Below are 26,620 nucleotides of genomic sequence, written 5' to 3' on the forward strand. Positions count from 1 at the left end.
TCTTACCCTAATTAATGTTTTAGTCTATAAAATATCTATTTAATAAATCTATTTAATTCATATCGTACCTAATTTTAATAAATTCCTGTTAAAGTATAGAATGCAATAACCAAAAATACAGCAAGCGTTTTCAATACTGTGATAGCAAATATATCTTTATAAGATTGTTTATGAGTTAATCCAGTTACTGTAAGGATAGTAATAATAGCCCCATTATGTGGTAATGTATCCATTCCTCCCGATGCCATTGACACGATACGATGCATTACTTCTAATGGAATATCAAATTGATTGGCCGCTGCAATAAACTTATCTCCCATTGCACTTAAAACAATTCCCATTCCTCCTGATGCAGAGCCTGTAATACCGGCTAAAATATTCGTCGTTACTGCTCCATTCACTAGAGGATTTGTGAATGTGGCAGAAATACCATCTCTCATAATCGCGAATCCTGGAAGTGCTGCGATGACACCACCGAATCCAAACTCAGCTCCTGTATTCATCGTTGCAAGTAACGCTCCACCAATACTTGTATTCAATCCAGCTTGAAATCCTGTTACTACTCGTTTCCAATATAATAATAACGTTGTTACAATACCTATAATAAGTGCCAATTCTACTGACCAGATTCCAACTACTGCACTTAATTCTACTTTTCCAAATGCTTTCATACCAATTGCAGAAAAATCAAAACCATTCGGATACCATTTCGGTATCATAATAGTAAAAACTTTATTCATTACACCTACTAAAATAAGTGGTATAAAAGCAATCACTTGCTGAACTCTTGTAATTTCAATACCTTTAAGCATTGGCATATCTTTTTGTTCTACTTGCACTTGCAAAGAGGCTGCCATTTCAGTATTCCCATCGTTAAAACCAAAATACCCTTCTCCTGCTGCCTTCGCCTTCTTACGTCTACGCTCTAAATATAGTAAACCTAACGTGAGTACAAAAATTGCCCCTACAATACCAAGTATCGGCGCTGCATAAATGTCCGTTTTAAAAAATGTTGTAGGTATTACATTTTGAATTTGTGGTGATCCAGGTAGCGCATCCATTGTAAACGTGACTGCTCCAAGAACAATTGTTCCAGGGATTAAACGCTTTGGAATATCCGCTTGTCGAAACAACTTAGCTGCGAACGGATATACAGCAAACACTACTACGTACACACTAACACCACTATACGTTAAAATAGCACCCATTAATACAATCGCTAATATCGTACGTTTTTCACCAACTAACTCTATAATTGTCTTTGCAATCGAGTCCGCAATTCCTGACATTTCTACTACTTTCCCAAATATTGCCCCAAGTAAAAATACAGGAAAATATAGTTTAATAAAACCTACCATTTTCTCCATAAAGATATTCGAAAAGAAAGGTAATACAAAACTAGGCTCTGTCAAAAATACCGCAAATAATGCAAATATCGGTGCAAATAAAATAACAGAAAACCCTCTATATGCTACAAACATTAGTAAACTAAGTGCTAATAATATAATAACTAGCTCCAATTATACCCCTCCTTTAAACAGAAAATTCAAAATTTTACAGATAAACTTCTACTTATCTTTTGATTCTGACATCCCTCCTCTTATTCATACAAATTTTTCATGCTAAAAATGTCTAATTATAAATATTCGATTACATATGAAAAATCCCTTTAAACAAAAACGATTTCATCGTCATACGTTATAAAGGGATTTTTAGTCTCTATATTTACTTCTTTACCAAACTATTATCTACACAAAAATGATGAAGTTCTTTTACATCATTTACTATATGAGTCGCACCAACTTCAGTCAATTCTGTTTTACTACCATAACCATATAAAACGCCAATTGAAGCAATTCCATTATGATTTGCACCTATTATATCGTGCTTTCTATCTCCAATCATAACAATGTTTTCTTTATTAAGTTCTTCATTTGTTTGTAAAATATACGCAATAATTTCTTCTTTTTTTATTCTCGTACCATCTAAATTACTTCCAATGATACCTTCGAAATAATTCATTAGTTGAAAATGCTCTATAACTTGTGCAGTAAATATAGTAGGCTTGGAAGTTGCTATAAATAAACGGTTTCCGGTATCTTTTAATTGTTTCAAAAGATTTGGAATACCCTCGTACACATTATTTTCTAACAATCCACGCTGCTTTAAATATTCCCTGAAATAAAAAACAGCTCGTTCTACTTCTCCTTCATTCATATTGTATCTTTCTACGAATGATTGCTGGATGGGTGGACCAATAAATGAATCTAATTCGCTTACATGCAATTCTTCAATTCCAATCTTTTTTAATGCATACAATTCCTTCTTTCAGATCCGTCAATGTTCCATCTAAATCAAATAGAAATGTTGTATACAAATTTAATCCCCCGCTTCTATTTACTTTACATATTATATAGAAGGCTTTTTCATGCCTACCTTTTACTATACTACCATTATTTATCTTTTCAAAAAATTACTCCTTCTATGTCACATACTTTCAGTTACAAAGTGTAATACATATGATAAAGTAAAAAAGTTACAATTATTTTAATAGAAACTGGTGAATCTAATGTCAATTACGTTAATTGTTATAATGGCTTTCACAATTGTTATTCACGCGGTTGAAACAAGCTCCTATAGTATTCGATTAGCTGGAGTGCGTTTAAAGAGAATTGCTGTTGCTTTGTCTGTCGTAGGCATGGTGTTACTTATTTCAAGAACATCTAACATGCTACAAGCCTTTTTGATCGGTGGGATTGTCGATGAGGCAAAACGAGACGCATCCATTAATTTAGAACATATTATACGGCTCGTTCTATTATCCGCCTCTGTCGGTACATTGATTACGATTATACTATATCCGACTTTAACCAAACTATTTGGATATGTCATTCAAAACTTTGAAACAGACGGTTCTTTCATTCGAATGATGAAAACAAATAACATTCAAAAATTAAAGTACACAAAAAAATATGTACGCTTCCCAAAATTAGAAATGATTCATAGACTACGCATTGGTGGTATTCCAAAACGTATTATGCTTATTAACATGTTTGCTACTGCTATTTATACAGCTGGTGTTCTTTCAGCCCTATATGCTTCTTTTTTACTTCCAGCTTACGCGACAAAAGCTACTACAGCTTCTGGACTTATTAATGGTTTTGCTACTATTTTATTAACAGTGCTACTAGATCCACGTATCGCTCTTTTAACAGAGCGAGCCCTTCAATCAGAAGAAGGTGCTGAAGCAATGAGTAAAATGTATGGCTGGTTAATGATTTCTAGACTTTTCGGTACGTTATTAGCACAACTATTATTCATACCAGGTGCTTACTGGATCACATGGATTATAAAACTAATGAATTAGCCCTCAATTAAAAAGCAGGTGGGATAACAAATGACAATACAAACAGAGCAAGATATAATTCGCTTAATAGAAAACGACGAATGGATGATGAACGTATTAAAAATGGCAAAATCACTAGAGTTACCTGATTGGTGGATTTGCGCCGGATTTGTTCGTTCTAAAATTTGGGATACTTTACATAACTATGAAGCTAGAACAACTATGCCTGATGTTGATGTAATTTATTATAATGGTTTACAAAAAGACGAGATATATGAACAATTATTAGAAACGAAATTAATGAATATTGATGCTACGATCCCTTGGTCGGTAAAGAATCAAGCTCGTATGCATGTAGTGAATAATATGCCACCATATTCTTCTTCTGTTGATGCTATTTCTAAATTTCCTGAAACAGCAACGACTTTAGGAGTTACACTTGATGAATTAAACAACGTCATATTAACGGCCCCATGCGGTGTTGAAGATGTGCTTTCCTTACAAGTGAGACCAACAGATCATTTTCTTGAAACAAAAGAACGATTACATATGTACAACGCTAGAGTTAATAAAAAGCATTGGCAAAACAAATGGCCTAATATTACAATCACATATCCAGAAATATAGAAAAGGGTGCTTCTCATGTATAGAAGCACCCTTTTCTTCATTTCAAAAAATGCATGACTGTTTCTGCGAATCTATCTGCTTCCTCATAATGAGGTGAATGACCACTCTCTTCAAATACGATATATTTTCCGTTTCGAGCATCTTTATTAAATGTTGCAATTTGTTTCTTACACGTTACTACATCATGTTTTCCTACAATTAATAACATTGGATTTTGTATCTCTTTTATTTTTTGTAATAATGAAGTATGAACTGCTCCTTCTACTTTTAATTTATCAAAATGAATTTTGGAACGATTTGAAAACACTTCCCACTCTTCATCACTATATAAACTCTCGTCTGTCGCATCTTCCTTATAATTGTAAATCTCCATTCTATTTTCTTCTAATTCATTGCTTAGTCTTATATAAGCTTCTAGCAACTCTTCTGAACTCGCATTGCTAGATGAATAAGCGATGGACTCTTCTGCTACTTCTTCTTTTCCATACTTTTTTAATAACTCCCCTGCCTTTTGTAACAAAGCTCTACTTGTTAATGCAAAATCGAAAGTTGGCCCTTCAAATATTATTTTTTCTATTGAACTAGGATATATCGATGCATATAACAACGCTACATATCCACCGAAAGAATGTCCAATTACAGACCACCTCTCAATTTGTAATACTTTTTTTAGTTCCTCACAGTCTTCAATCAAATCATTTAATCCAAAAGCTTCGTCCTCAGTAATTTCTTCTGATCGACAAACACCTCTTTGATCTATCATTATTACATATAAAGAATCTTTTAAACGTTCCGCTTGATGAAATGAAAAATCATAGCAACTTTCTCCTGGTCCACCATGCAAGTATAGGACTGGTTTATTTTTAAGATTTCCATACGTTTCAACGTATAGCTTTTTCCCTCTAATGTTCATGTATTTCCCTGTTCCCATCAAATTCGCCTTTATAATCATCACCTTCTTTTTTACTGAATATTATAACACTTTAGATTAAATAATCCCTATTACATTTAAAAAGACGATGATTATTGCAAGTGGCGCTACAAATCGAAGTAAAAACGCCCAACAAGTAAATACTTTCTTTCCATAATTTCCACCTACAAAAAACTCTGCTTCTTGCACCTTCTTTTCCATTTTGAATGAAACGAAAATACTAATAAATAGTGCTCCAAGTGGCATTAATATATTACTAGATAAGAAGTCTACTGCATCAAAAATATTCTTTCCGAAAATCGTAATATCACTCCATATTCCAAATGATAACGCGGATGGTATACCTACTAAGAAAATGCCGAAACCGATTATCCATGATAATTTCGTTCTCTTTTCTTGTTCACCATTTGCTAATGCTGACACTACTGTCTCTAGTAGAGAAAATGCCGATGTTAATGTTGCAAATGTAAATAATGCAAGAAATACTGTTAAGAAAAACCCACCGAATGGAATTTGACTAAATACCGATGGTAATACGATAAATAGTAATCCAGGCCCTTCTGTTGGTTCCATTCCTAATGAAAATACGGCTGGAAAAATAGCAAGACCCGCAAATAATGAAACAAATAAATTTAATCCAACAATTGTTATTGCTGATTTTGGTAAACTTTCTTTTTTATTTAAATAGGAACTATACGTGACCATAATCGAAATCCCAATACTAATTGCAAAGAATGATTGGCCCATTGCAAACAAAATACTTTCTGAAGTAATCTTTGAGAAATCTGGTTGTAAGAAAAACTTCACACCTTTCATTGCATTATCAAGTGTTAGTGAGCGAACTATAAGAGCGATAAATAAAACGAACAATGCTGGCAACATATATTTACTTGCTTTTTCAATTCCGTTTTGTACACCTTTTGATACAACCCAAATCGTAATAAACATAAAAGCGAAATGTCCCATAATCGCCCAAGCGGGATTTCCAATTGTTTCAGTAAATAATGCACCGTAATTTTGTCCCGGTGTAATTAGTTGTCCCGTTACTCCTCTGAATAAATAAATGAATACCCAACCACCTACAACGCTATAAAACGAAAGTAATATAAAACACGTTCCAACGCCAAGTCGTCCAATCCAGTGCCATCCTGTATTCGGCGCGATACTTTTAAATGCTCCAACCGCTTGTTTCTGTGTACTGCGACCAATCATAAATTCAGCTATAAGTAGCGGTAACCCAATTAATACAGTAAATAATATAAAGATTAAAAAGAATGCTCCTCCCCCGCTTTTCCCAGCGATATAAGGAAACTTCCATATTGCGCCAAGTCCTATTGCCGATCCTGCTGCAGCCATTATAAAACCTAATTTCGAAGTCCATTGCTCCGTCTGTTTCATCTTATTTTCCTCCTAATTAAATCTTTTTATATAAATAATTAAATTTTATAAACTAATCCAAATAAACCCTCCATTTCTATTTCCATAAAATAAAAAAAATGGCTCAACGTCTCTATATAAAGAGACGCTAAGCCATTTACTTAACGCGGTACCACCCTTATTGATTCCATTATGAATCCACCTTAGTAGTAATCGTTTGATTACAAACCTAATATCGAAGGTTAACCGTTAAGATTTACTAAGAATGTAATTCCGTTCCACCTTACTGCTCCTAGGCGAGTTCAGGATGTCATTTGACTATGTCGCACCAACCCATAGCTCTCTGTACAAATACATGACCTTACTACTCCTATTCAACACATTTTAATATTTAGAATATATTTTCTTTTGAAATTAATATGAAGTATATCGGTTATATTTATAACTGTCAAGGGCTATATTAAAATTTGATGAGAAAGTGCTGAATTTTATGAACTAAAAAATCCGTTGTACTATAAAATAGCACAACGGATACATTTCCTTCCCCTATTATTAAGGGATAAGTCTTGTACAGTCCCTTGGAAAAGCACTCGCCTCTCGTACGTTTGTTAATTCTAAAAATTTATATACAACTCGTTCTAACCCAATTCCAAAACCACCATGCGGTGGACAACCATATCGGAAAGTGTTTAAATAAGATTGAAATGTATCTGGATGTAATCCTTTTTCTTTAAAAGAAGCAAGTAACATTTCATAATCATGAATTCGCTGTGCCCCTGATGTTATTTCTAACCCTTTATATAGTAAGTCGAACGAATCAGTAATAGACGGATTCTCATTATTCCACATCGTATACATCGGCCTAGCTTCTTTCGGATAGTGTGTAATGAAAACTAACTCACTCTTATATGTTTCCTTCACATATTTGCCTAGTAGCTTTTCACCTTCTGTATCTAAATCCCCAATTGGCGACTCTTTCCGGTATTTATTTTTCAAAATTTCTTGAGCTTCTAACAATGTAATTTTCGGTATTTCTGTAATAACAGGTACTTCTATTTGTAATAGTTGTAGTTCTTTTTCACAGTTTTTTGCTACTTGTTGAAACATATATCGTAAAACATCCGTTTCTAATTGCATCACTTCATAAAAATCATGAATAAATCCAAGTTCTACGTCTAACGATATATATTCATTCAAATGACGGGAAGAATTATGATGTTCAGCTCTATAAACAGGTGCAACTTCAAAAACACGTTCTAACCCTCCAGCTACCATCATCTGTTTATAAAACTGTGGTGATTGTGCTAAATAGGCTTCTTTTTGAAAGTATGGAAGTTTAAAAACATTTGCTCCCCCTTCTGCCCCTTGTGAAACAATTTTCGGAGTAAATATACGTGTGAAATCGTTCTCTATTAGAAATTCACTAAAGCCCTGAACAAGTGTAGATTTCACTTTAAATATCGCCGCGGTTCTCTCATGTCTTAATGATAATACCCGCTCATTCAGTAGTTGATCTAAGCCAACTTGCAATTTCTTTTTATTTATTTCAAATGGAAGCGGTTCTGCGCCATTTAATATTTTCACTTCATGAGCAAGAACTTCAACCCCTAATTCTGTTTTCGAAGTCTCTACTATTTGACCAACTACTTGCACAACACTTTCCACATCTACTTTAAACCCAGCTAACTCATTTTCTAATACACATTGCATAACTCCTGATCGATCCCTTATTAATAAAAAACTAACATTACCTAGATGACGAATCTTTTTTACCCATCCTTGAAGTAATACAACCTTCCCGCTTTGCTTTGTACATTCTTTCGTGAGTGAACGCTTCATTATTGACTCCATTACTTTTCCCTCCAGTAATTTTATATTGATTTACGTTATTATTGTTGTCATCGTCATCATCCACGGTCACTCACCTCCCTTCAAAGAATACAAAAATCCGCCCCTATAAATAGGGACGGATTTTTCCGCGGTACCACCCAAATTGTCATAATGACCATCTTAGCCCTGATAACGGTAGGTACCGTTTGCTTTTACTAATTATCACGTTCAAAGCAACACTCACAGGTGTCTTTCCATCATGCGGTATCGCAATCTTCTCAGCAACCGATTGCTCTCTGTAGACCTTTGCATCATGTACTTTTCCTGATCCTCACTTTTTATATTTACAGAGTATTCTATCTCTTTGTTTTGTAAAACGCAAGCCTTTTTTAATATATTTTCATTTTTCATATCCAATTTTGTACAATCTCCTCTAACGCCATTCCACGTGAGCCTTTTAATAATACGATGTCCTTTTTCGTTATAACTTTTAATACTTCCTCTGCTATCTTGGCTTTGTTATTAAATGACTGTATTTTTCCTGTATCATATTTCTTTCTCGCTTCTTCCGCTACAATTTCAGCTAATTCTCCAAAAGTGAATACATATTGAATGCTCTCTTGATTTAGCATTTTACCAATTTCTCTATGATATGTTTCAGCATTCTTCCCTAACTCCAACATATCCCCAATTACTATGATTTTTTTCTTATAAGCATTTAATCTCTGAAACGTTTCAATTGTAGCCTTCATTGAAGAGGGACTAGCATTCCACGCATCATTAATAATTGTAAAACCTGTTTTAGCAGTTAAAAATTGAAAGCGCATATGAGTAATATTTACTTGACGCAATGCTTCCTGTATTTTTTCTGTAGGGACATTATGATATTGACCTATAGCGATCCCGACAATCGTATTTAAAACATTATGTTTTCCATGTAAGGGAACATCGTACTGTATTTTTGAATCATTTAATTTAAAATGAACACCATATTCATCTAATTGCACGTTTGTTGGAAACAAATCGTTTGTATACTTTTCACCAAATGCCTTACAATTTATACTCGATAGATTCTTATTTTTCAAAAGCAATGGTTCATCACCATTATACAAACATAGTCCTTCATCTTTTAAACCATCAATAATTTCTAATTTAGCCTTCGCAATCTCTTCTCTTGATCCAAGCGTTTCTAAGTGTGACTGTCCAATCATTGTAATGATCGCTACATCCGGCTGCGCTATTCGTGATAGATTTCGAATTTGTCCTTTTTCACTCATTCCCATTTCAAGTATTAAAAACTCTGTATCTCGTTTCATTTCTAAAATTGTTAACGGCAAACCGATTTGACTATTTAAATTTCCCTTCGTTTTATGCACTCTATAAGTTGAACTTAAAATGCCTCCTATTATATCTTTAACTGTTGTCTTTCCGTTACTACCTGTAATACCAATTACTTTTACACCTAATTCATTCCGATAAAATTTTGCCAATTGTTGCAAAGCCAACAAAGTGTCATCTACAAATATAATTGGCATCCCTTTTGGCGGAGTACCATAAGACTTTTTCCATAAGGAAGCGACAGCTCCATTATCCATTGCCTCTTTCACATAATCATGTCCATCTTTCACCCTAATGATTGGAACAAATAAATTTCCTTCTTTAATGCTTTTGGAATCTATACAGACACCATGTATTTCTATATGATGAAACGATTCGTGTAATCCTTCTCCATCTACTATCTCTTCAAGTTTTTTCAAATTCATTTGAATCAAATCATCACATTTTTCCATTTTATTACATAAATTCATTTTCATTTACGCATATTAATAAAGTGAAACTTTAATCAGTAGGGGTTCATCCCCACTGATTATTAGTTGAACCAATCGGGCTTTTACGGGCAGCCCCCCACCTAACTTCTTTGCTTTCCCTGAATTTTGAGATGGAGGGTCTGACTGTCCGGTAAATAGCGGGATAAAAATTTCATAGCGAGGTGTTTATATGAAAAAAGCGATTAGTTTCTTTCTTCTTTTGTTATGTCTAATTGTAGTGAATGAAACGTACGCCTACTCACCAAAAGCTTTACCAATCTCCCAAAACTCTGATCAATGGCAAGTGAATATTGATGAACCAAAAAAAATAAGAAAAAAGACGCTTCAAGCTAAAAAAGATGAATTTCAAACATATCAATTTTCAGTAAAAAATGTTGGAAACAGTGAAGTATATAACGTGCAAGTCGAAGTATTCCTCAACGAGCCAAAAACAAAAACGAAATATGAACTCTTTTCCCTAAAGGAAAGTCGTTTAGCGAGTGGAAAAACTGGATTTAGACATGCTAATTTTCCAGTTGCTACAAAAGCAGATGTAGTTGATGTAATCATTACTTGGCAAGAACACCCTTTCCGCTCTATGAGAAACGGTCAAAAAGTTGAGTCTAGAAAATTTAAAGAGCATTTTGTTTTTAAAGATGAAAAAAATAACTAGAATACGGATGAATTTACATTAGCATTCATATAGCTTACTTTACCAGTACCAGTTCTTAAGCAAATTAAAAAGTCGTGGCTTATAAACGCCACGACTTTTTATATTAATTCGTACTAATTCCTCTCGCTGCCCAAATACGATCGATATCAGCAGCATGTTGTCCGCCATATAAAAGAGCATCCGCTTGCTTAATTGCTTTTGCTCCATCATTGAATTTAGAGTTTGGTGTTAATGACCAGTGTGATTGTAAAATAATTTTCGTTGCAACATCACGTCCAAAAGCTTGTGCCATCTCATATTGACCTTGAGCCCAAATTTCACCATCATCGTGTACTTCATTCTTTATATCTTTTGGATACACTTTATTATTATCTAAACGGCGTAAGCACGTTGGATCTGAACTAGAATAAGCAGTCGCATCCCATTCTCCAACACATGCTTTTCCGTATCCTGTAGTTGATACTGCATCTTCATACGTAGCACCTAAAAAGTCACCAAATCCTTCTCCCATCGCTCCACCTTCTGCTGAACTACCAAAGCCCGGAACTTGGTTATCTTGAATCGAATGCCCATATTCATGTGCGATAATACCAGCATCTTCTGCATCATCTACTCCGCCAGTACCGAAAGTTAAAGCTTTCGTTGTCGGAGAATAAAATGAGTTGTCATCTGTCGTTCCATTCACATTGACTTTAATAGAGCGATTATTAATATTTTTAAACCCTAGACTTTGAATGTAACGTTGTAATGTGTCGATATGATAATACGACATCACATCTTCAAAGCTATCATTTGCTCTTGTGTAGTTAAATTGTAAGTTTGTAGATTTTGTTTTTGCTTTTGAAGAAATCGTAACATACTCTCCAATTAAAAATCCTGTTCCATCTAAACCTTTTAACGTAACAGTCTTCAATTGGTTCGTTAGCGCCGTTGAATCTGCATCGTTATTATCTTTTAAGCCTACTTTACTACCACTAGATACGACCGGATTAGGTAAAAATACTTTTCCTGACCCTTCTGCTTTTCGGTTTATATCAACCTTTTTAATTAACTTTCCATTTTCTGCATCAATAAATGTTTCCCATGCACCAAACGGGTTATTAGAATGGACTACAACTTTATATACTGGACGAGCAATCCCTTCTTCAACAATATATCCGAATTCTTTCTCTGTAGGAGCCCATAAGTTTTGCTCACTTGCTTCTCCAACATATGCCATTGATTTTTGGATTGCATCTTTTTCACTAATTTTTGTCGTTACTTCCTTTACACCATTGACGGATTGATAATCAGAAACAGCAAGTACTCCCTTTCCCTCTCCGTTAAGTGTAACTGTGATTTGTTTTGAAAATACAGGCGCACCATTCACAACTTGTTGGAACCTAACATATGAAGCTACTGACGTTTCAGTTGTAGAAATATATTGCAAGTCTGAGAGGTCAGCTTTCAATCCATACTGCGCAGCATTTTCTTTTAAATATTCAGTTGCTTTTTTCTGCGGTGAATAAGCTTCTAGCTTTACTTGCTGCTGTTTTTCCAATGCTGAAACCGTAGAAATCGTCCCCATTACTAATGGCACAGTCATTGCCATTGCCACCATTTTTTTATTAAACATAGAACCACTCCCCCTAATAAAGTAGCTCAACCTTATCCCATTACCACTAGGCAATCATTCCCCACAAAATGGGGGGATAAAAATTGAATCTACGAGTAATTCTCTATAAACAATTCTATTACCTTTCCATTTAGGGTGAATGAAATTTTCTCAATATTTATGTAGAAAGTGAAAACAATACTTTAGAAAGAAATTTCTAAATCCATTCCTTCCCCCTGAAACTTTTTATATTACTGTGTAAAAAAATAGGCTGTTTTTTACCTAACGATAGGTTGAAAAAATCACTTATGAATGATACGATATTAATAACCTTTTTTTAGGAGGATCTATATGAGTAAAAGTGCAGAAACACTCTCTTCAATAATGGAAGCAAGTTATCGCCTTTTTGCTACGTACGGTATTGCTAAAACAACTTATACGATGATTGGTGAGGAGGTTGGTATCGCAAAACCATCTATATATTACTACTTTAAGTCTAAAGATGACTTAATTGAATGTATTTTTACTGAATTATGTAAAGCTATGCAGTTCTCTTCGTATTTTCATACAGTAGAATTTACGAAAATAAATTTTATTGAAAAATGTATTGCAATTGGCCTTAAAATAATTGATGAACAGCGAAACGACCCTTATTTTAATCTTGTGTTGCAAGAATTTGTATTACTATCTTCCAGAAACAATATGTACAAAGATCGATTACTAACTGTGCAAACAGAATATTTACATGGATTTGAAGTACTCCTTACAAAAGCAAATGAACTTCAATTAATTGAAAATAAAAATCTAGTTTCAAAAGCTCATATGTTAGCATTAGTGCTTGATAATATCGGAAATTTTATGATGATTGACGCAAAGATAGATTATAAACAAATTTGGATTGAAGCTGTAAATAGCATTTTTGAAAGAAGGGATTGAAGTGAATACAAATAAGCGCATTATCGGCTTAGATTTTGCTAGAGCTTTGGCGATGTTTGGTATGCTACTTGTCAATTTCATGGTGATAACAGGTGCAGAAGGAAATGGTCCCCCTTTTTTAATAACCTTCATGTCAATATTTGAAGGTAGAGCTTCTGCTTTGTTTGTCATACTTGCAGGCATCGGTATAACTTTAATGACTAGGTCAGCCGTTGCTAGCAATGAACAAATAAACATTTCTAGTAGTCGAAAGACCATATGGAAACGATCACTATTCTTATTTATTTTAGGATTACTACTATATGTAATGGAGTGGACTGGGGATATATTACACTACTACGGTGTTTACCTTTTCGTCGCTGCATTCCTTATTACAGTACGCAAAAAAGTATTACTATTGCTATCTATTATTATCCTACTCATCGCACAATCTCTTCAGCTTACTTTTAATACTTTCGAGGGCTGGGGAGGTCCAACTCCATTTATAAACTATGTAGACTTCTGGACAATAAAGGGTTTTCTTCGCAATTTATTCTTTAATGGCTATCACCCAATTTTTCCTTGGTTCTCGTTCTTCTTAATCGGTATGTTAATTGGCAGGTTAGATCTTCATAATAAGAAAATTAGAGAAAGATTACTCTTACTCGGTATTACAATCACAATATTGACAGAACTTTTATCAAAAGGACTTACACACTTTTTTATTCCATACATCGGCAAAGAGGCCGCCACATTTTTATTTAATACAGGACCCATCTTACCAAACATATTATATATTTTATCTGCTACAGGATCCGCTATTGCTATATTAATCATTTGCCTCAATATCGCTGAAAAATATACAAATAATTTTTTTGTCACCTCCATTGTACAAACAGGACAATTAACATTAACTCATTATGTCAGTCATGTATTTATCGGTATTGGGACATTAATTCTATTAAATAGAATCGAAAATCAATCACTACTATTCGTGTTATTATTTGCTACTGCATTTTTCATTTTCAGCATATTAATTAGTGTGTTATGGAGAAAGAAATTTTCTAGAGGTCCTATCGAATGGATTATGAGGAAATTAGCCGGATAAAGTTCCATCATACAAAAAAGGAAGTTGGAATCATTCCAACTTCCTTTTTCTTTAATGAGCCGCACTTAATTTAATTCGAACTTTCTCTTCACCTAAAGATAGTTCATCGTCTTCATTCGTTAAGTGATCAAATGTAAATTGCTTAACGAGTAAATTTTCTTCCAATAAATCTTTATGGTTCGTTAATGTGCGTTGTAGTTTTTCCTCTGTATCAAGAATTACATCTACTCGTAAATTAACAGGTAAATTCAACTGCTTACGATATTCTTGAACGGCGCGAATGAATTCACGTGCTACTCCTTCTTGTAACAATTCTTCCGTTACATTCGTATCTAACATAACTGTATATTGTCCGTTAGTCGTATTAGAAAATCCTGATTTCGCAACTTTCTCTACTACTACATCTTCAGCTGTTACAACTACTTCTTCTCCTGGTGCTGCTTCGTAAACTGCTCTTTCTGTAGATACAAAGTGCTCTACTTCTTCTTTTGATAATTGTTTTAGCCATGTATTTACTGCATTCACATTTTTACCAAACTTCGGCCCAGCTGTTTTAAAGTTCAGCTTTAATTGATAGGACGTATATTTCGTTTCATCGAGTTCAACATGGAACGCTTTGACATTTAACTCATCCATGACGATATCACGATAAGATTCCCAATCCATATCATTCTCATTATGTGCTAGTAATACAAGTTCTGCTAACGGCTGTTTTACTTTTAAGGAATGCTGATTACGATTACTTCTCCCAAGTTCAACAACTTGTAAAACTGCATCCATTTCCGCTTCTAATTTCTGCTGAAGTAGTGATTCATTTACAACTGGATAATCCTCTAAATGAACGCTACTTCCAGTTAAGTTCAAATGAATATCTTCAGCGACAAACGGTGTAAATGGTGCAATTAATTTACTAATTGTCACAAGTACTTCATGAAGTGTCTCATACGCAGCTGCTTTTTCAGCATTCATACCAGATTCCCAGAAACGATTACGTGATCGTCTTACATACCAGTTACTTACTTCATCTACAAGCGCTGCGATTTCACGAGCTGCATTCGTAAATTGATAATCATCAAGTGCAGTTCTCACTTTTTTCGTTGTACTATGCAATCTTGATAATACCCATTCATCCAATTTCGTTCGCTTTACATCATACGTTTCTTTCGGATTATACTCATCTAAATTTGCATATAAAACGTAGAAACTATACACATTGACTAATGTATCTACAAATTTAGATTTTGCTTCCAGTACTGTTCTTTCAGAAAAACGCTTCGCATTCCACGGAGCACTGTCAACGAGTAGCGCCCATCTTAAAGCATCTGCACCAAACTGATTTACTAAATCAACTGGATCTAGTGCATTCCCTTTACTTTTAGACATTTTCTGTCCTTCTTCGTCTAATACATGCCCTAGCGATAACACTCGTTTATACGGTACTTTTCCTGTATATAGTGCTGATACCGCTAATAAACTATAAAACCATCCACGTGTTTGATCAATGCCTTCTGCAATAACATCCGCTGGAAACTGTTCTTCAAATAACTCTTTATTTTCAAATGGATAATGATATTGTGCAAATGGCATAGAACCACTATCAAACCAAACATCAATTACTTCTGGTGTACGATTCATTGTACTTCCGCATTTCTCGCAGCAAACTTGCACTTCATCTACATACGGCTTATGCAATTCTAAATCTTCAGGTGTTTCTTTCGTACTATGCTTTCTTAAATCAGCAATGCTTTTCGGTGCGAATTGATGATCACAACTTTCACATTCCCATACGTTTAATGGTGTTCCCCAATATCTATTTCGACTAATATTCCAGTCCACCATATTTTCTAAAAACTTACCAAAGCGTCCATGTTTCATATGATCTGGATACCAAGTAACAGAATCGTTGTTTTGTAAAAATGTATCCTTAATTGCAGTTGTTCGGATTAACCAACTCTCTCCTGCATAATAAAGAAGTGGTGAATCACAACGCCAGCAATGTGGGTAGCTATGTTCATACTTTTCTTTATGATATAGTAAGCCTTCCTTCGCTAAATAACGAACGATATCCACGTCACAATCTTTTACAAATTTCCCTTTCAAAAATGGTACTACTTCTGTATACTCACCTTTCTCATCTACAACATGTAAGAACGACAATCCTTCACTTTGAACGACTCTATAATCGTCCTCCCCATATGCTGGAGCGATATGAACGAGTCCTGTACCACTATCTGCCGTGACAAAATCTGCTGCAATTACGTGGTACCCATTTGTAACTTCCTTCATCGGAAACGGCGGCATATAAGATGTGTTTACTAATTCTTCACCTTTATGGACAGATAGTACTTCATAGTCTTCTTTTAATACATCTTGTACACGTTCTTTCGCAACAATGTATACATGACCTTCTTGTTTCGCTTTCACGTATTCCATATTTGGATGTACAGCGAGCGCAACATTTGCTGGAAGTGTCCAAGGGGTCGTTGTCCAACCTAGGAAATATTCATTTTCACTATCTTTCACTTTAAACTTCACTGTTGCACTTAAATCTTTTACTGTTTTATACCCTTGTGCAACCTCATGTGAACTTAGTGAAGTTTGACAACTTGGGCAATATGGTGAAACTCTATGTCCCTTATACAATAAGCCTTTTTCATGAATCGTTCCTAAAATATGCCATACACTTTCGATATATGGATTCTCTAACGTAACGTATGGATCATCCATATCTACCCAATAACCGATGCTCTCAGTGAATTCACGCCACTGCTTTTCATATGTGAATACACTCTCTTTACACTTTTGAATAAATGGCTCAATTCCATACTCTTCGATTTCATGTTTACCAGAAATACCGAGTTGCTTCTCAACACCTAATTCTACAGGTAAACCGTGTGTATCCCATCCCGCTTTTCTTAACACTTTATAACCAGCCATCGTTTTATATCTTGCTACTACATCTTTAATTGTCCGTCCAAGTGCATGACCTACATGCGGTAATCCATTCGCCGTTGGTGGTCCTTCATAAAACACAAAAGATTGTGCGCCTTCTCGATTCTGAATTGATTGCTCGAAAATACTTTGCTCGTTCCACTGCTTACGAATACGTGTTTCTCTCCCTACAGCTGACTCTTTTACATCTACTTTCTTCATCTACAATCACTCCTTTGAATGTTTTAAAGCACACAAAAAACCCGTCCCTATAAAGTAGGGACGGGTTTACCCGCGTTACCACCCTAATTCTATTAGCTCTTCACTAATAGCACTTAGCAACGTACTATCATACGTGTTCTTTGTAACGGTAGACATCCGTCCGGGCTTACTTATTTTCAGCCTCGGCTCCTCGGAGATGATTTTCAAATAACGTCTGAACACCGGCTTTCAGCAACATACCGGCTCTCTGGGGAACAGTACACTATTTTACTCTTTCTCGTCTTCAGATTTGTATACTTTATTAAAAGCTATTTTATGCCATTGGGCAATAAATTGTCAACTAATTCGAAATATATTTTTATTTATACCCTTTTTCGCGATTCTTATACAATTACTTTTCAAATTCTCGCAATGCTGCTAAATTTTCATCATCCTCGATAAGTTCAGCGAAAAATCCCGACTCATCCTCACGAAGGACAAATTCAAGCTCTTCTTTCGCCTCTTCCTTTCTGTTTAACTGCGCTAAATAACAAGCGCGATCATATCTTGCTAACAAATCACTTGTATTCATTGTTAATACTTCATTTGCTATTCTTTCTGCCTTTAGTGTTTGGCCGGCACCATGATATGAAGACGCTAAAGAAAGAAGAATTACTGTTTCATTTGGATGATGTATAGAAGCATTTTCTAATATATGAATCGCCTCTTCAAACCGTTCTTGACTTTGGTACATTTCTCCTAAAGCAAGAAACGCTCTACTTACAAACGGTGTTTGCTCCGTTAATTGCAAGGTAATCTTTTCTGCTTTTCTTTCTTCCCCTATTTTAAAGAATACTTGTGCTTGTAAAAGAAGAGTATCATAATCATCTGGTAACTCTCGAACCATTTGCTTCGTTACTTCCGAAGCATCCCGTAACATATCTTCTTCCTCACACTCTATGAAAAGATTTACAAGTTGCTTCGCTACATCGTAATCCCATTTATTTTCTAACGATGTTTGCAATACATCTATCGCCTCTTTATACATCGCCACATTCTCGTAAAACAGTGCAAATCTCTGCGCCACCATACTATTTTTCGGATTTAACTTTAACGAAATTTCATACAAATCAATGATTGTAGTAATAATCGAAATTTCTTTCGCACGGTTTTTCATACGATAAAAAGCTCTCGTAATTATGGATTTCTTCGGCTGTTCATTTTGTTGACGTTCAACCCATCTTTCCGTCACCGCAGATGCAGCATACATAAACGCCATACTTCTTTCTGCCTTTTTCACTTGTAATGTATGAAGAAAATCTCGTATGTTAGACAATTTTTTATGTTGTTCTATCGCTTTTACATATACATCAAATATACGTTCATTCTTTACATCTTTTTGTATCACTTTCATTGCAATCTCAATTGCTTTTTCATTTCTATTTTTCACTAACACTTTTGCATAATGATATAGAACTTCTGTATGCTCACCATCTAATTGTAGCGCGTATTCAATCCATGCCTGTTCTTTATCTATTTCATCCATCGCTCCATACACATATGCAATCGCATCTAATCGCCATATTTCAGGTACTTCGTCCGTTAATTGTTCTAGTTCCGTCAGCAATTCTTCCTGAAGATTCATTTCTACTGAAAGCTGTGCCAAATATTCCATATTAATATGCAACGGCTCTTCTTTCATCGCCTGAACCATATGACTTTGTTCTTTAGAACGATTTTCTTCTTTTTCGTATATTTCCGCAAGCTGTAAATGTACCCCTACGAAATTCCCATCAAGCTCTAAACATGTTTCATACGCTTGTTTCGCTTCTGTCAATTGCCCTAATGCCATAAGTGTTTCACCAATTCGGTAATACGGTAATGCCGTTTCTTTTTGCTCTATCACCCTTTTATATCTTTTCATCGCTTGGCCGTACTGCCCAATAGATTCATATAAAATACCTATATAACAACCGTATTCACTTACTTCATTTCTTTCTTTGTATAACGTGCTTAAGAATGCTATTCCTCTTTGTACAAATACCGTTCCTTTAATTCGATTCACATATTCATCTAACGCACTTGCTACATTATATTCACTCTGCTTTATACCATTCTCTAACTTAGACAATGCTACTTTAAATCCTTCTTCACTTCCACCAAGTTCAACTTCAGCATCCCACAAAACCATTCCCGCATTCATTAGAAAATCTTGACTCTTTTCAATTTGTTTTTCAATACCGAGAATATATTCTTTCGCTTCCTTGTATTGTTCTCTTGCCATATAAACTTGTGTAAGTCCGAAATGAGAATAAACATCCTCATCATTTTCTTCTAAAGCACGCTTATACAATACTTCCGCTTCTTCCAGACTATCATTTTGAAAATGATAGTCACCTAATTTTACGTATAAAGGTGCCTTATCGTCACAATTCTCAATACCTTTTAATAAAATTTCTTTCGTACTTTCCTCATCCTTCAAATCAGATTCGTATATTTCCGAAAGTTTCGTATAAATGTAAGGTGCATTACTATCCAACTGAATTGCTATTTTAAGCCCTTTTATCGCTAGATGTAATTTCCCTAAATGATGTGCACATCTCGCTCGCTCATACCATACATGTGCCTCATTTTTATACTCTTTTAACAGATCGTTAAAGATTTCATACGCTTCTTCATATCTTTCTAAATCTATTAATATTAACCCATGATTCGTTAAAGTGAATCTTTCTGGACTACGTTCTAAAGCAACTTGAGAAAACTGCAACGCCTTTTCAGATTGGTCAATATACGTATATGATAAAGCGAGAAAACTCCATGCAATCGGCTGATCTGCATCTAATTGTAATGAGGAACGAAAACTTGAAATCGCTTCTATATAACTTTCCTGTTCAAAAGCGTATCTTCCGTTTATTAAATGATATAAAGCACGATTATTTTTCTTCTCCACACTCGCGAGCATTTGTCCAGCTTTTTCTAATTCTTGAAGGCGGATAAAGCACTGTGCACCATGCAATTTAACAAAATCTGAGTTCGGAAACTTCTCCATTAACTTTTCAATACAAGATAAAATAAACTCATTATCTACCTCAACATCTAAGTGCTTAACCGTATATAACCACGTATTCGGATTATCACTCGTCTCTTTTAAAAATTGTACTAAGTTATGAATCCCCTCTCTATCATGTTCATCTAAATGATCCGTAAGAGAAAAAATAGATTTAAAATAATGATTTTCTCCTTCATTTAAAAATGCTAGTTGCTCCTTCTTTCCTTTCGGAACAAACGTAATCGCTAAACATCCTGTGTAACGATATTTTTCTTGCAACTTACTATATTCCACAATAACTGGTTCGATAAAGTTTGGATCTTGAACATAAAAAGCTTGTAACGTATCATCATATCCAGATAGTACTTGCACATGTGAAGCATGCTCAATATCTATACTTAATAAAACAGGAATCCCTTCATCCAGCAGTCTCTTATAATTTTCCTCATTACCTTTAAAATAACGATATTCATAACCTAATTGTTCTAAATACGAAACAGTATCTGAAAACTTCGAGCCTGTCATCTCAAAAATAAACTCTGCTATTTCATCTTGTGTACGTTTTTCTCCCCATAACTGCAACATCATTTCTAAACTTGTCGGAACACAATAATTATCCTTTTGTACAATAGGAACTATAGGTAAGTGCACCTTTTTTCCATCTGGATTTTTTGCTAAATTATGATATAAAGACTCTTTTAAACTTTTTTCTTCTTTTAATAACTGTTGTAAATCTGCAAGTTTATTCATTTTGTAAAGCGCTTCTGCACGTAAATGTACAAAGTAAGCTTTATACGCATGATAAGGAAGCTGATTATTTATATTATCTATTACCGCTAACATTTCTTCATACTTCCTTAAATCTAATAAATATTTTACCTTTTCAAAATGAAAATATGGTACTTGCGGGAACTTTACAATCGCATCATCAATTAGCTGTAATGCACGTTTTTGTTCTCCTTGATTCGCATATAACTGTGATAATAAATAGGTAGATAGCTCTTCACAATCTTTATGCTGCATACCAGCTATAAATTGTTCTTCTGCTTTCTCCCATTCACCTGTATGCATATAAACGTAGCCCCATTTATCAAATACGGCACGTGCACTGTACTCCTCTGCCTTTTGCATATAGATTAGGGCTTCTTCATTTCGTTTCATTTCCAACAAACATCGTACTAACGTAAAATATGTTTTCGCTAAAAGATCAACTTCTATTTCTTCTTTATTTACCTCTTCTAATGATTCTTTTAACAACTGTTCTACTTCAAGTATTTTTCGTTCATCAATTAACTCATCACAATATAAAGAGAGCGTTCTCAAATTTGGGAATTTTTTATAGGCGTAGCGAATGAGGAATGAACTGTATTGGTGCATAAGCCCTTCATCAGTCAGGCGTATTAATATATCAAACTCCTTATGCGAAGGAATATTAGCAAGCCAGTTCTTCAAATAAGATAAAGTATTCTTTTCTTTTATATATAAAATTTCATTATTTATTTCCTGTAATCCATCTATAAATCTCTTGTCTTTCAAACAAGCATCTAACTGCTTAAAATCTAGCATGTATTCACCTCGAATATTTATTTATACTGCTACTTGCTTAGATTTTACACATCATATTGTCGGTATTCAACTAAAATATCCTATAATGGATAGTATTATTTAATATTATTCGAATTTATAACAAAATATAGTAAAAATGATTGTTTTTCTCTGTATTTTGTTTGATTATATGGAATAACGTAACATGAGGATCTTATCTTTTGGAAGCTGAAATCCGTACATGAAAATATATCGGCGATTATACGGTGGATATCGATTTACCGACATATAATGACGCCCCTCAACATATAGCTGCCTTTTAACATACTATTTCACCAAATGTAATTTTCATATTCGGAGCATATACTAAAGAGGAATGTAGATGAAAGACTTTAAAAAATCGTAGTTCTGCTTCATATTGAGCTAGCGCATCATCATATGTTAACCCTCTAGCCATTAAACGTTCTATAAATTGCTGTTTATCACCTGGATCTCCTGCAATCCCCTCTTCTTTTAAGGAGTGATACAACTTTTCTTTACCATTACGATGCATATTAGAATCTAAAAAGTTTACTTTATCACTTACTCTACATTGAATATTTTTTACACCTAGTTCACTTAAAAACATCGGTATTTTCATACCAATATTTCCATCTTTTCCGCTTCTCTGCGTGTCACTTTCAAATAACTTTTGCAAAGCTCCTAGCCTAATAATTTCCGATTGATTCTCTCCACCTAAAGAGTATGAAGACATATTTGATATCCAATGTGGTTCAAAACAGATTATTTTTCCGTTCCTTTTAACTGAATGCATCATTTTATGTAGCATCGTTTTTGGTGAACTCATATGTAATAAGAAGGCATGACAGATTGCTATATCATATGTATTGTTCAATTCAATTTCTATAGCATCTCCCTCTAGAAATTCTGACTCGTACGGAAGTAAACGAAACAACTCTCTCGCTTCAGCTAGTAATGTTTCTCCACTATCAATACCTGTATACTTTGAACCTGCTGGAAGTAAAGGTAACAAAACTAAACCTAAATAGCCATATCCACAACCGAAATCTACGATATGTACGGGCTTAGTAATCTTCCAAACTGTATTTACTAAAAAGCTTACATAATCGTCATTGTAATATAAATCTCTTGTGTTTTTTAAATATGTTAGTTTACTGTTCCAATCGTACGTTTCCAAATTTAACGCCTCCTTTATATATATGACATTACAATTCTCCATTTAATATGGACATTCCTACACTTAAAACAATTCTAGAAAAGTTTAAATGTAATACATTTAAACTTCTGCTTTCACATTTTCTATCAAAATAAATAGGCATACATATCTACTATGATACGTATACCTATTTGCTTTACATCTCCTCAGGAGCATCCACCCCAAGTAAACGTAATCCCTCTTTTAACACAACTGTCACAGCATACACTAATGCAAGTCTACTGTCTTTCTCTTCACTCTCTTCTAATATACGCACATTTCCATAATATTTATTAAACGATTGTGCTACATCTAATACGTATTTCGAAATGATTGATGGCTCATTTTTGTTGAAGGCTGCTTCAATTACTTGCGGGAATTTATTTAGTAGTTTTAAGACGCCCCAGCTATGATTATCTTTTAATGTAAACGTACACGTTTCAAATTCTACACTTTCTTTTCTTAAAATAGAGCAAGCGCGTGCATGTGTGTACTGTACATATGGCCCTGTTTCACCTTCAAATTTCAGCATGTTTTCTAATGAAAATTCAATATTATGCATACGCTCATTTTTTAAATCGTGGAAGATAATTGCTCCAACACCAACTTGCTTTGCTACTTCTTCTTTTTGTTTTAAGTTTGGATTTTTCTCTTCAATATTTTGTTTTGCAAGTTCGATTGCTTCCTCAAGTACTTCTTCGAGTAAAATAACTCTTCCTTTACGTGTCGACATTTTCTTACCGTCTTTTAAAATGAACCCAAACGGTACATGTTCCATACCCTCAACCCAATTGTAACCAAGCTTTTTTAATACAGTGAAAAATTGATTAAAATGTAAACTTTGTTCTGGGCCAACTACATATAACGCTTTATCGAACGCATATGTGTTTTGACGGTATACAGCTGCCGTTAAGTCACGTGTTGCGTAAATCGTCGCACCATCTGATTTTCTTATTAAGCAAGGCGGCATTCCCTCTTCTTCTAAATTAACGACTAACGCGCCTTCTGACTCTTCAAGCAAATCATGCTCCTCTAAAATCCCAATAAAATCTTCCATTAAATTGTTATAAAAAGCTTCTCCTTGAAAATTAGTAAATTCAACACCGAGAAGTTCATAAATACGAGAAAATTCTTTTAAGGATTCGTGACGGAACCAATTCCAAAGCTCAACAGCTTCTTCATCACCTTCTTCTAATTTCTTAAACCAAGCACGCCCTTCTTCTTCTAGTTCTTCGTCGTCTTTTACCTCTTCATGGAATTGAACGTATAACTTAAATAATTCACGGATTGGATCCTCTTTAACTACTGCTTCATTTCCCCATTTTTTATAAGCAGTAATTAACTTTCCAAACTGCGTTCCCCAATCCCCAATATAATTAATTCCTACAACTTCATAGCCGCATTTTTCAGCGATATGTTTCAGTGAATTTCCTATCATTGTAGAACGTAAATGCCCCATCGAAAAAGGCTTTGCGATATTAGGAGAGGAATAATCAATTACTACTGTTTTTTCACATCCAAAATGGTTTTGACCGTACTCTTCTTTCTCCGCTAAAACCGTTTTCAATACTGCATCACTGACAGTTTCACGATTAAAAAATACATTTACATAAGGACCAACGGCTTCTACTTTCGTAAAAAACGGATCATTTAATTTCTCAGCAACTTCCTTTGCAATAATAGCCGGTGCTTTTTTATATTGCTTCGCTAATGAAAAGCATGGGAACGCTGCATCTCCAAATTCATCTTGTTTCGGTGTTTCAATTAAATCCAAAATTTGTTTTTGCGTTAATTCATTCGTGAAAATATTAGATAAACTTTCCGCAAACTGCATTTTATAATCCATGATTTAACCTCCTTATTTTTTAAAACACAAAAAACTCGTCTCTAAAAAAGAGACGAGTTTTAACCCGTGGTACCACCCTTGTTGTTCGTTAAGAACCACTTTCCCGTTTATAACGAGGACAGGGGGCCTCGGCTTACTCTACTATTCGTTCAAGAAGCGTCTCCGAAGTGCGCTTCATCTTTTTCTTCCGCACTAGGCTCACACCATCCCTAGCTCGCTTTCCTTCAAAAAAAGACTACTCTCTTCATCACAGACAGTATATTTAATTAATTATTGCTTATTATACATCTTTTCAAACAATTAGCAAGGGTCAATTACACCAAAGTGAAACTTAGCACTTTTTCTTTTGTATACTTGAAAATTATGTTTTTCAAATCTAGAACTACGGAAATGATCTTTCAAAACGACACGCTTTCTCGCCACACGCTTCGCTTCCGCAATTGTTTCGTCAGTAATATCATGATACAAAGCGAAGTGTTTTAATCCTTTTATTCCATCTGATTCTATAACAGTTTCTTCGAACATTGGATCAAGGTAAACGACATCATAACTATTATCTTCACATTGTTTTAAAAATGAGTAATGCTCCGTTTGCTTCACCTCGATTTGTTGCATTGCCTCATCAATTTCAGAAACAGATGAAGACCATGTTTTCAAACCATTTTCCATAATATAAGCCATATACTCATTGCCTTCAAGTCCCGTTACTTTTCCGCTTTCACCAACAATATAACTAGCTACAATACTATCTGATGCCATGCCAAGCGTACAATCTAACACTGTCATTCCGCTCTCTAATTGCGTGGCTTGTACAAACGGATCATGTTCTCCGCGCATTAACCTTTTTACACGAAACATCGCTGAGTTTGGATGAAAGAAAAACGACTCTTCCGTTCCTCTCGGATAAATAGCTAATCGGTTTTTCCCTACAACAAGTACATCTTGTTCATACTGCTCATGTAGTTTATGTACTGGTATGTCATTACGTTTAACGAAAGAACGATTTAATTCTGCTGCTACCTTGCTTGCATAATCTGTCATTTCTTTGTTGGTTCTTCCTGCTGTTGTTACGATCATTTTTTCACCTCTATATAAAGAAAAGAGGGAGATTTACTCTCCCCCTTCTTTAGCAATTCTTTTCGAAAGCTTGTTCTAAGTTCGTAATAATTTCGTCCATAGTTGCACCTTCAATTTCATGACGGTGAATGAAGTGAACAACTTCTTTTCCTTTTAACAATGCCATAGATGGTGAAGATGGAGGAATTTCTCCGAAGTATTCACGCATTTTTGCAGTAGCATCTTTATCCTGGCCTGCGAATACAGTTACAAGATGCTCGGGTTGTTTTTCAGCACGAACAACTGCTTGACCTGCTGATGGACGTGCTAAACCAGCTGCACAACCACAAACTGAGTTTACAACTACTAAAGTTGTACCTGCTGTGTTTTCCATAAATTCTGTTACAGCTTCTTCTGTAGTTAACTCTTCAAACCCAGAACGCACTAATTCTTGACGCATTGGGATTACCATTTGGCGCATGTATTCTTCATAAGCATTTGACATCTTGTAATCTCTCCTTCAACTTTCATTCCAAATTCATCATATCACGCTCTATTACTAGGTGC

Annotated in this window: 17 protein-coding genes, 1 pseudogene and 4 other annotated features; of the genes and pseudogenes, 5 read left to right on the forward strand and 13 right to left on the reverse strand. The window is 34.7% G+C overall.

Translation table 11 applies throughout. The features are described from left to right. Nucleotides 1-74: 74 nt before the first annotated feature. Together KVT31_RS05590 and KVT31_RS05595 are read right to left on the reverse strand one after the other, a co-directional pair. Complete coding sequence (locus KVT31_RS05590) at nt 75-1,520, reverse strand: GntP family permease (RefSeq protein WP_088096269.1); 1,446 nt, start codon at nt 1,518-1,520, stop codon at nt 75-77. 205 nt (nt 1,521-1,725) lie between these two features. Beyond that, nucleotides 1,726-2,377, reverse strand: a pseudogene (locus KVT31_RS05595) (HAD family hydrolase). 192 nt (nt 2,378-2,569) lie between these two features. Here KVT31_RS05595 and KVT31_RS05600 point away from each other — a divergent pair. Together KVT31_RS05600 and KVT31_RS05605 are read left to right on the forward strand one after the other, a co-directional pair. Continuing rightward, nucleotides 2,570-3,367, forward strand: coding sequence for a lipid II flippase Amj family protein (locus tag KVT31_RS05600; RefSeq protein WP_088096268.1), 798 nt, complete (start codon nt 2,570-2,572; stop codon nt 3,365-3,367). 30 nt (nt 3,368-3,397) lie between these two features. Beyond that, entirely contained in the window at nt 3,398-3,973 is a 576-nt protein-coding gene (locus KVT31_RS05605) for a nucleotidyltransferase family protein (RefSeq protein WP_088096267.1), read from the forward strand. A 37-nt stretch (nt 3,974-4,010) separates the two neighbouring features. Here the strand turns inward: KVT31_RS05605 and KVT31_RS05610 are convergent, their stop codons facing one another. The 4 genes from KVT31_RS05610 to KVT31_RS05625 form a co-directional block, all read right to left on the reverse strand. After that, nucleotides 4,011-4,925: an alpha/beta fold hydrolase gene (locus KVT31_RS05610; protein ID WP_088096266.1), complete on the reverse strand. Its 915-nt coding sequence runs from the start codon at nt 4,923-4,925 to the stop codon at nt 4,011-4,013. 36 nt (nt 4,926-4,961) lie between these two features. Further along, nucleotides 4,962-6,302 (reverse strand): sodium-dependent transporter, encoded by a 1,341-nt coding sequence (locus KVT31_RS05615; protein WP_088096265.1) that lies wholly within the window; start codon nt 6,300-6,302, stop codon nt 4,962-4,964. A gap of 117 nt (nt 6,303-6,419) precedes the next feature. Next, nucleotides 6,420-6,668, reverse strand: a binding site (T-box leader). A gap of 165 nt (nt 6,669-6,833) precedes the next feature. Beyond that, a complete protein-coding gene (gene aspS / locus KVT31_RS05620) occupies nt 6,834-8,132 on the reverse strand; it encodes an aspartate--tRNA(Asn) ligase (protein ID WP_088096264.1) in 1,299 nt (432 codons plus the stop codon). A 108-nt stretch (nt 8,133-8,240) separates the two neighbouring features. Further along, nucleotides 8,241-8,452 (reverse strand) — a binding site (T-box leader). A gap of 66 nt (nt 8,453-8,518) precedes the next feature. Next, nucleotides 8,519-9,901, reverse strand: a complete 1,383-nt coding sequence (locus tag KVT31_RS05625; protein ID WP_140392452.1) for a UDP-N-acetylmuramoyl-tripeptide--D-alanyl-D-alanine ligase — start codon at nt 9,899-9,901, stop codon at nt 8,519-8,521. A gap of 208 nt (nt 9,902-10,109) precedes the next feature. Between KVT31_RS05625 and KVT31_RS05630 the strand changes: the two genes are divergently transcribed. Then, on the forward strand, nt 10,110-10,592 hold the full coding sequence (locus KVT31_RS05630; protein WP_088096263.1) for a hypothetical protein: 483 nt from the start codon (nt 10,110-10,112) through the stop codon (nt 10,590-10,592). Between the two features lie 103 nt (nt 10,593-10,695). Here KVT31_RS05630 and KVT31_RS05635 read toward each other — a convergent pair whose 3' ends face one another. After that, complete coding sequence (locus tag KVT31_RS05635) at nt 10,696-12,207, reverse strand: M36 family metallopeptidase (RefSeq protein WP_088096262.1); 1,512 nt, start codon at nt 12,205-12,207, stop codon at nt 10,696-10,698. Between the two features lie 330 nt (nt 12,208-12,537). Here KVT31_RS05635 and KVT31_RS05640 point away from each other — a divergent pair, with 330 nt between their 5' ends. Continuing rightward, on the forward strand, nt 12,538-13,122 hold the full coding sequence (locus KVT31_RS05640; protein WP_088096261.1) for a TetR/AcrR family transcriptional regulator: 585 nt from the start codon (nt 12,538-12,540) through the stop codon (nt 13,120-13,122). 1 nt (nt 13,123) lies between these two features. Beyond that, nucleotides 13,124-14,209, forward strand: coding sequence for a DUF418 domain-containing protein (locus tag KVT31_RS05645; RefSeq protein WP_140392444.1), 1,086 nt, complete (start codon nt 13,124-13,126; stop codon nt 14,207-14,209). Between the two features lie 51 nt (nt 14,210-14,260). Here KVT31_RS05645 and ileS read toward each other — a convergent pair whose 3' ends face one another. From ileS to KVT31_RS05675, 6 genes are all read right to left on the reverse strand, one after another. Further along, nucleotides 14,261-17,362 carry an isoleucine--tRNA ligase gene (ileS, locus tag KVT31_RS05650; RefSeq protein ID WP_088096259.1) on the reverse strand — a complete coding sequence of 1,034 codons (3,102 nt, stop codon included), beginning with the start codon at nt 17,360-17,362 and terminating at the stop codon, nt 14,261-14,263. Nucleotides 17,363-17,415: 53 nt separating this feature from the next. Then, nucleotides 17,416-17,655 (reverse strand) — a binding site (T-box leader). A 98-nt stretch (nt 17,656-17,753) separates the two neighbouring features. After that, complete coding sequence (locus KVT31_RS05655) at nt 17,754-21,956, reverse strand: bacteriocin-processing peptidase family protein (protein WP_088096258.1); 4,203 nt, start codon at nt 21,954-21,956, stop codon at nt 17,754-17,756. A gap of 298 nt (nt 21,957-22,254) precedes the next feature. Continuing rightward, entirely contained in the window at nt 22,255-23,133 is an 879-nt protein-coding gene (locus tag KVT31_RS05660; protein WP_098342605.1) for a methyltransferase, read from the reverse strand. Between the two features lie 175 nt (nt 23,134-23,308). Next, on the reverse strand, nt 23,309-24,997 hold the full coding sequence (argS, locus tag KVT31_RS05665; RefSeq protein WP_088096256.1) for an arginine--tRNA ligase: 1,689 nt from the start codon (nt 24,995-24,997) through the stop codon (nt 23,309-23,311). A gap of 45 nt (nt 24,998-25,042) precedes the next feature. Beyond that, nucleotides 25,043-25,257 (reverse strand) — a binding site (T-box leader). Nucleotides 25,258-25,297: 40 nt separating this feature from the next. Next, a complete protein-coding gene (locus tag KVT31_RS05670) occupies nt 25,298-26,074 on the reverse strand; it encodes a class I SAM-dependent methyltransferase (protein ID WP_217613515.1) in 777 nt (258 codons plus the stop codon). Nucleotides 26,075-26,123: 49 nt separating this feature from the next. Further along, on the reverse strand, nt 26,124-26,558 hold the full coding sequence (locus KVT31_RS05675; protein ID WP_088096254.1) for a BrxA/BrxB family bacilliredoxin: 435 nt from the start codon (nt 26,556-26,558) through the stop codon (nt 26,124-26,126). Nucleotides 26,559-26,620 lie beyond the last annotated feature (62 nt).

Origin of the sequence: Bacillus sp. GbtcB14 (assembly GCF_019091205.1) — a bacterium.
Classification (GTDB): Bacteria; Bacillota; Bacilli; order Bacillales; family Bacillaceae_G; genus Bacillus_A; species Bacillus_A cereus_AG.

What these genes read in the sequence shown, in the direction of transcription:
- KVT31_RS05615 (WP_088096265.1), bottom strand. Translation starts at nt 6,302, where the DNA reads ATGAAACAGACGGAGCAATGGACTTCGAAATTAGGTTTTATAATGGCT.
- aspS (WP_088096264.1), bottom strand. Translation starts at nt 8,132, where the DNA reads ATGGAGTCAATAATGAAGCGTTCACTCACGAAAGAATGTACAAAGCAA.
- argS (WP_088096256.1), bottom strand. Translation starts at nt 24,997, where the DNA reads ATGGATTATAAAATGCAGTTTGCGGAAAGTTTATCTAATATTTTCACG.
- KVT31_RS05640 (WP_088096261.1), top strand. Translation starts at nt 12,538, where the DNA reads ATGAGTAAAAGTGCAGAAACACTCTCTTCAATAATGGAAGCAAGTTAT.
- KVT31_RS05675 (WP_088096254.1), bottom strand. Translation starts at nt 26,558, where the DNA reads ATGTCAAATGCTTATGAAGAATACATGCGCCAAATGGTAATCCCAATG.
- KVT31_RS05630 (WP_088096263.1), top strand. Translation starts at nt 10,110, where the DNA reads ATGAAAAAAGCGATTAGTTTCTTTCTTCTTTTGTTATGTCTAATTGTA.
- KVT31_RS05670 (WP_217613515.1), bottom strand. Translation starts at nt 26,074, where the DNA reads ATGATCGTAACAACAGCAGGAAGAACCAACAAAGAAATGACAGATTAT.
- KVT31_RS05655 (WP_088096258.1), bottom strand. Translation starts at nt 21,956, where the DNA reads ATGCTAGATTTTAAGCAGTTAGATGCTTGTTTGAAAGACAAGAGATTT.
- KVT31_RS05610 (WP_088096266.1), bottom strand. Translation starts at nt 4,925, where the DNA reads ATGATTATAAAGGCGAATTTGATGGGAACAGGGAAATACATGAACATT.
- KVT31_RS05625 (WP_140392452.1), bottom strand. Translation starts at nt 9,901, where the DNA reads ATGGAAAAATGTGATGATTTGATTCAAATGAATTTGAAAAAACTTGAA.
- KVT31_RS05600 (WP_088096268.1), top strand. Translation starts at nt 2,570, where the DNA reads ATGTCAATTACGTTAATTGTTATAATGGCTTTCACAATTGTTATTCAC.
- KVT31_RS05635 (WP_088096262.1), bottom strand. Translation starts at nt 12,207, where the DNA reads ATGTTTAATAAAAAAATGGTGGCAATGGCAATGACTGTGCCATTAGTA.
- ileS (WP_088096259.1), bottom strand. Translation starts at nt 17,362, where the DNA reads ATGAAGAAAGTAGATGTAAAAGAGTCAGCTGTAGGGAGAGAAACACGT.
- KVT31_RS05605 (WP_088096267.1), top strand. Translation starts at nt 3,398, where the DNA reads ATGACAATACAAACAGAGCAAGATATAATTCGCTTAATAGAAAACGAC.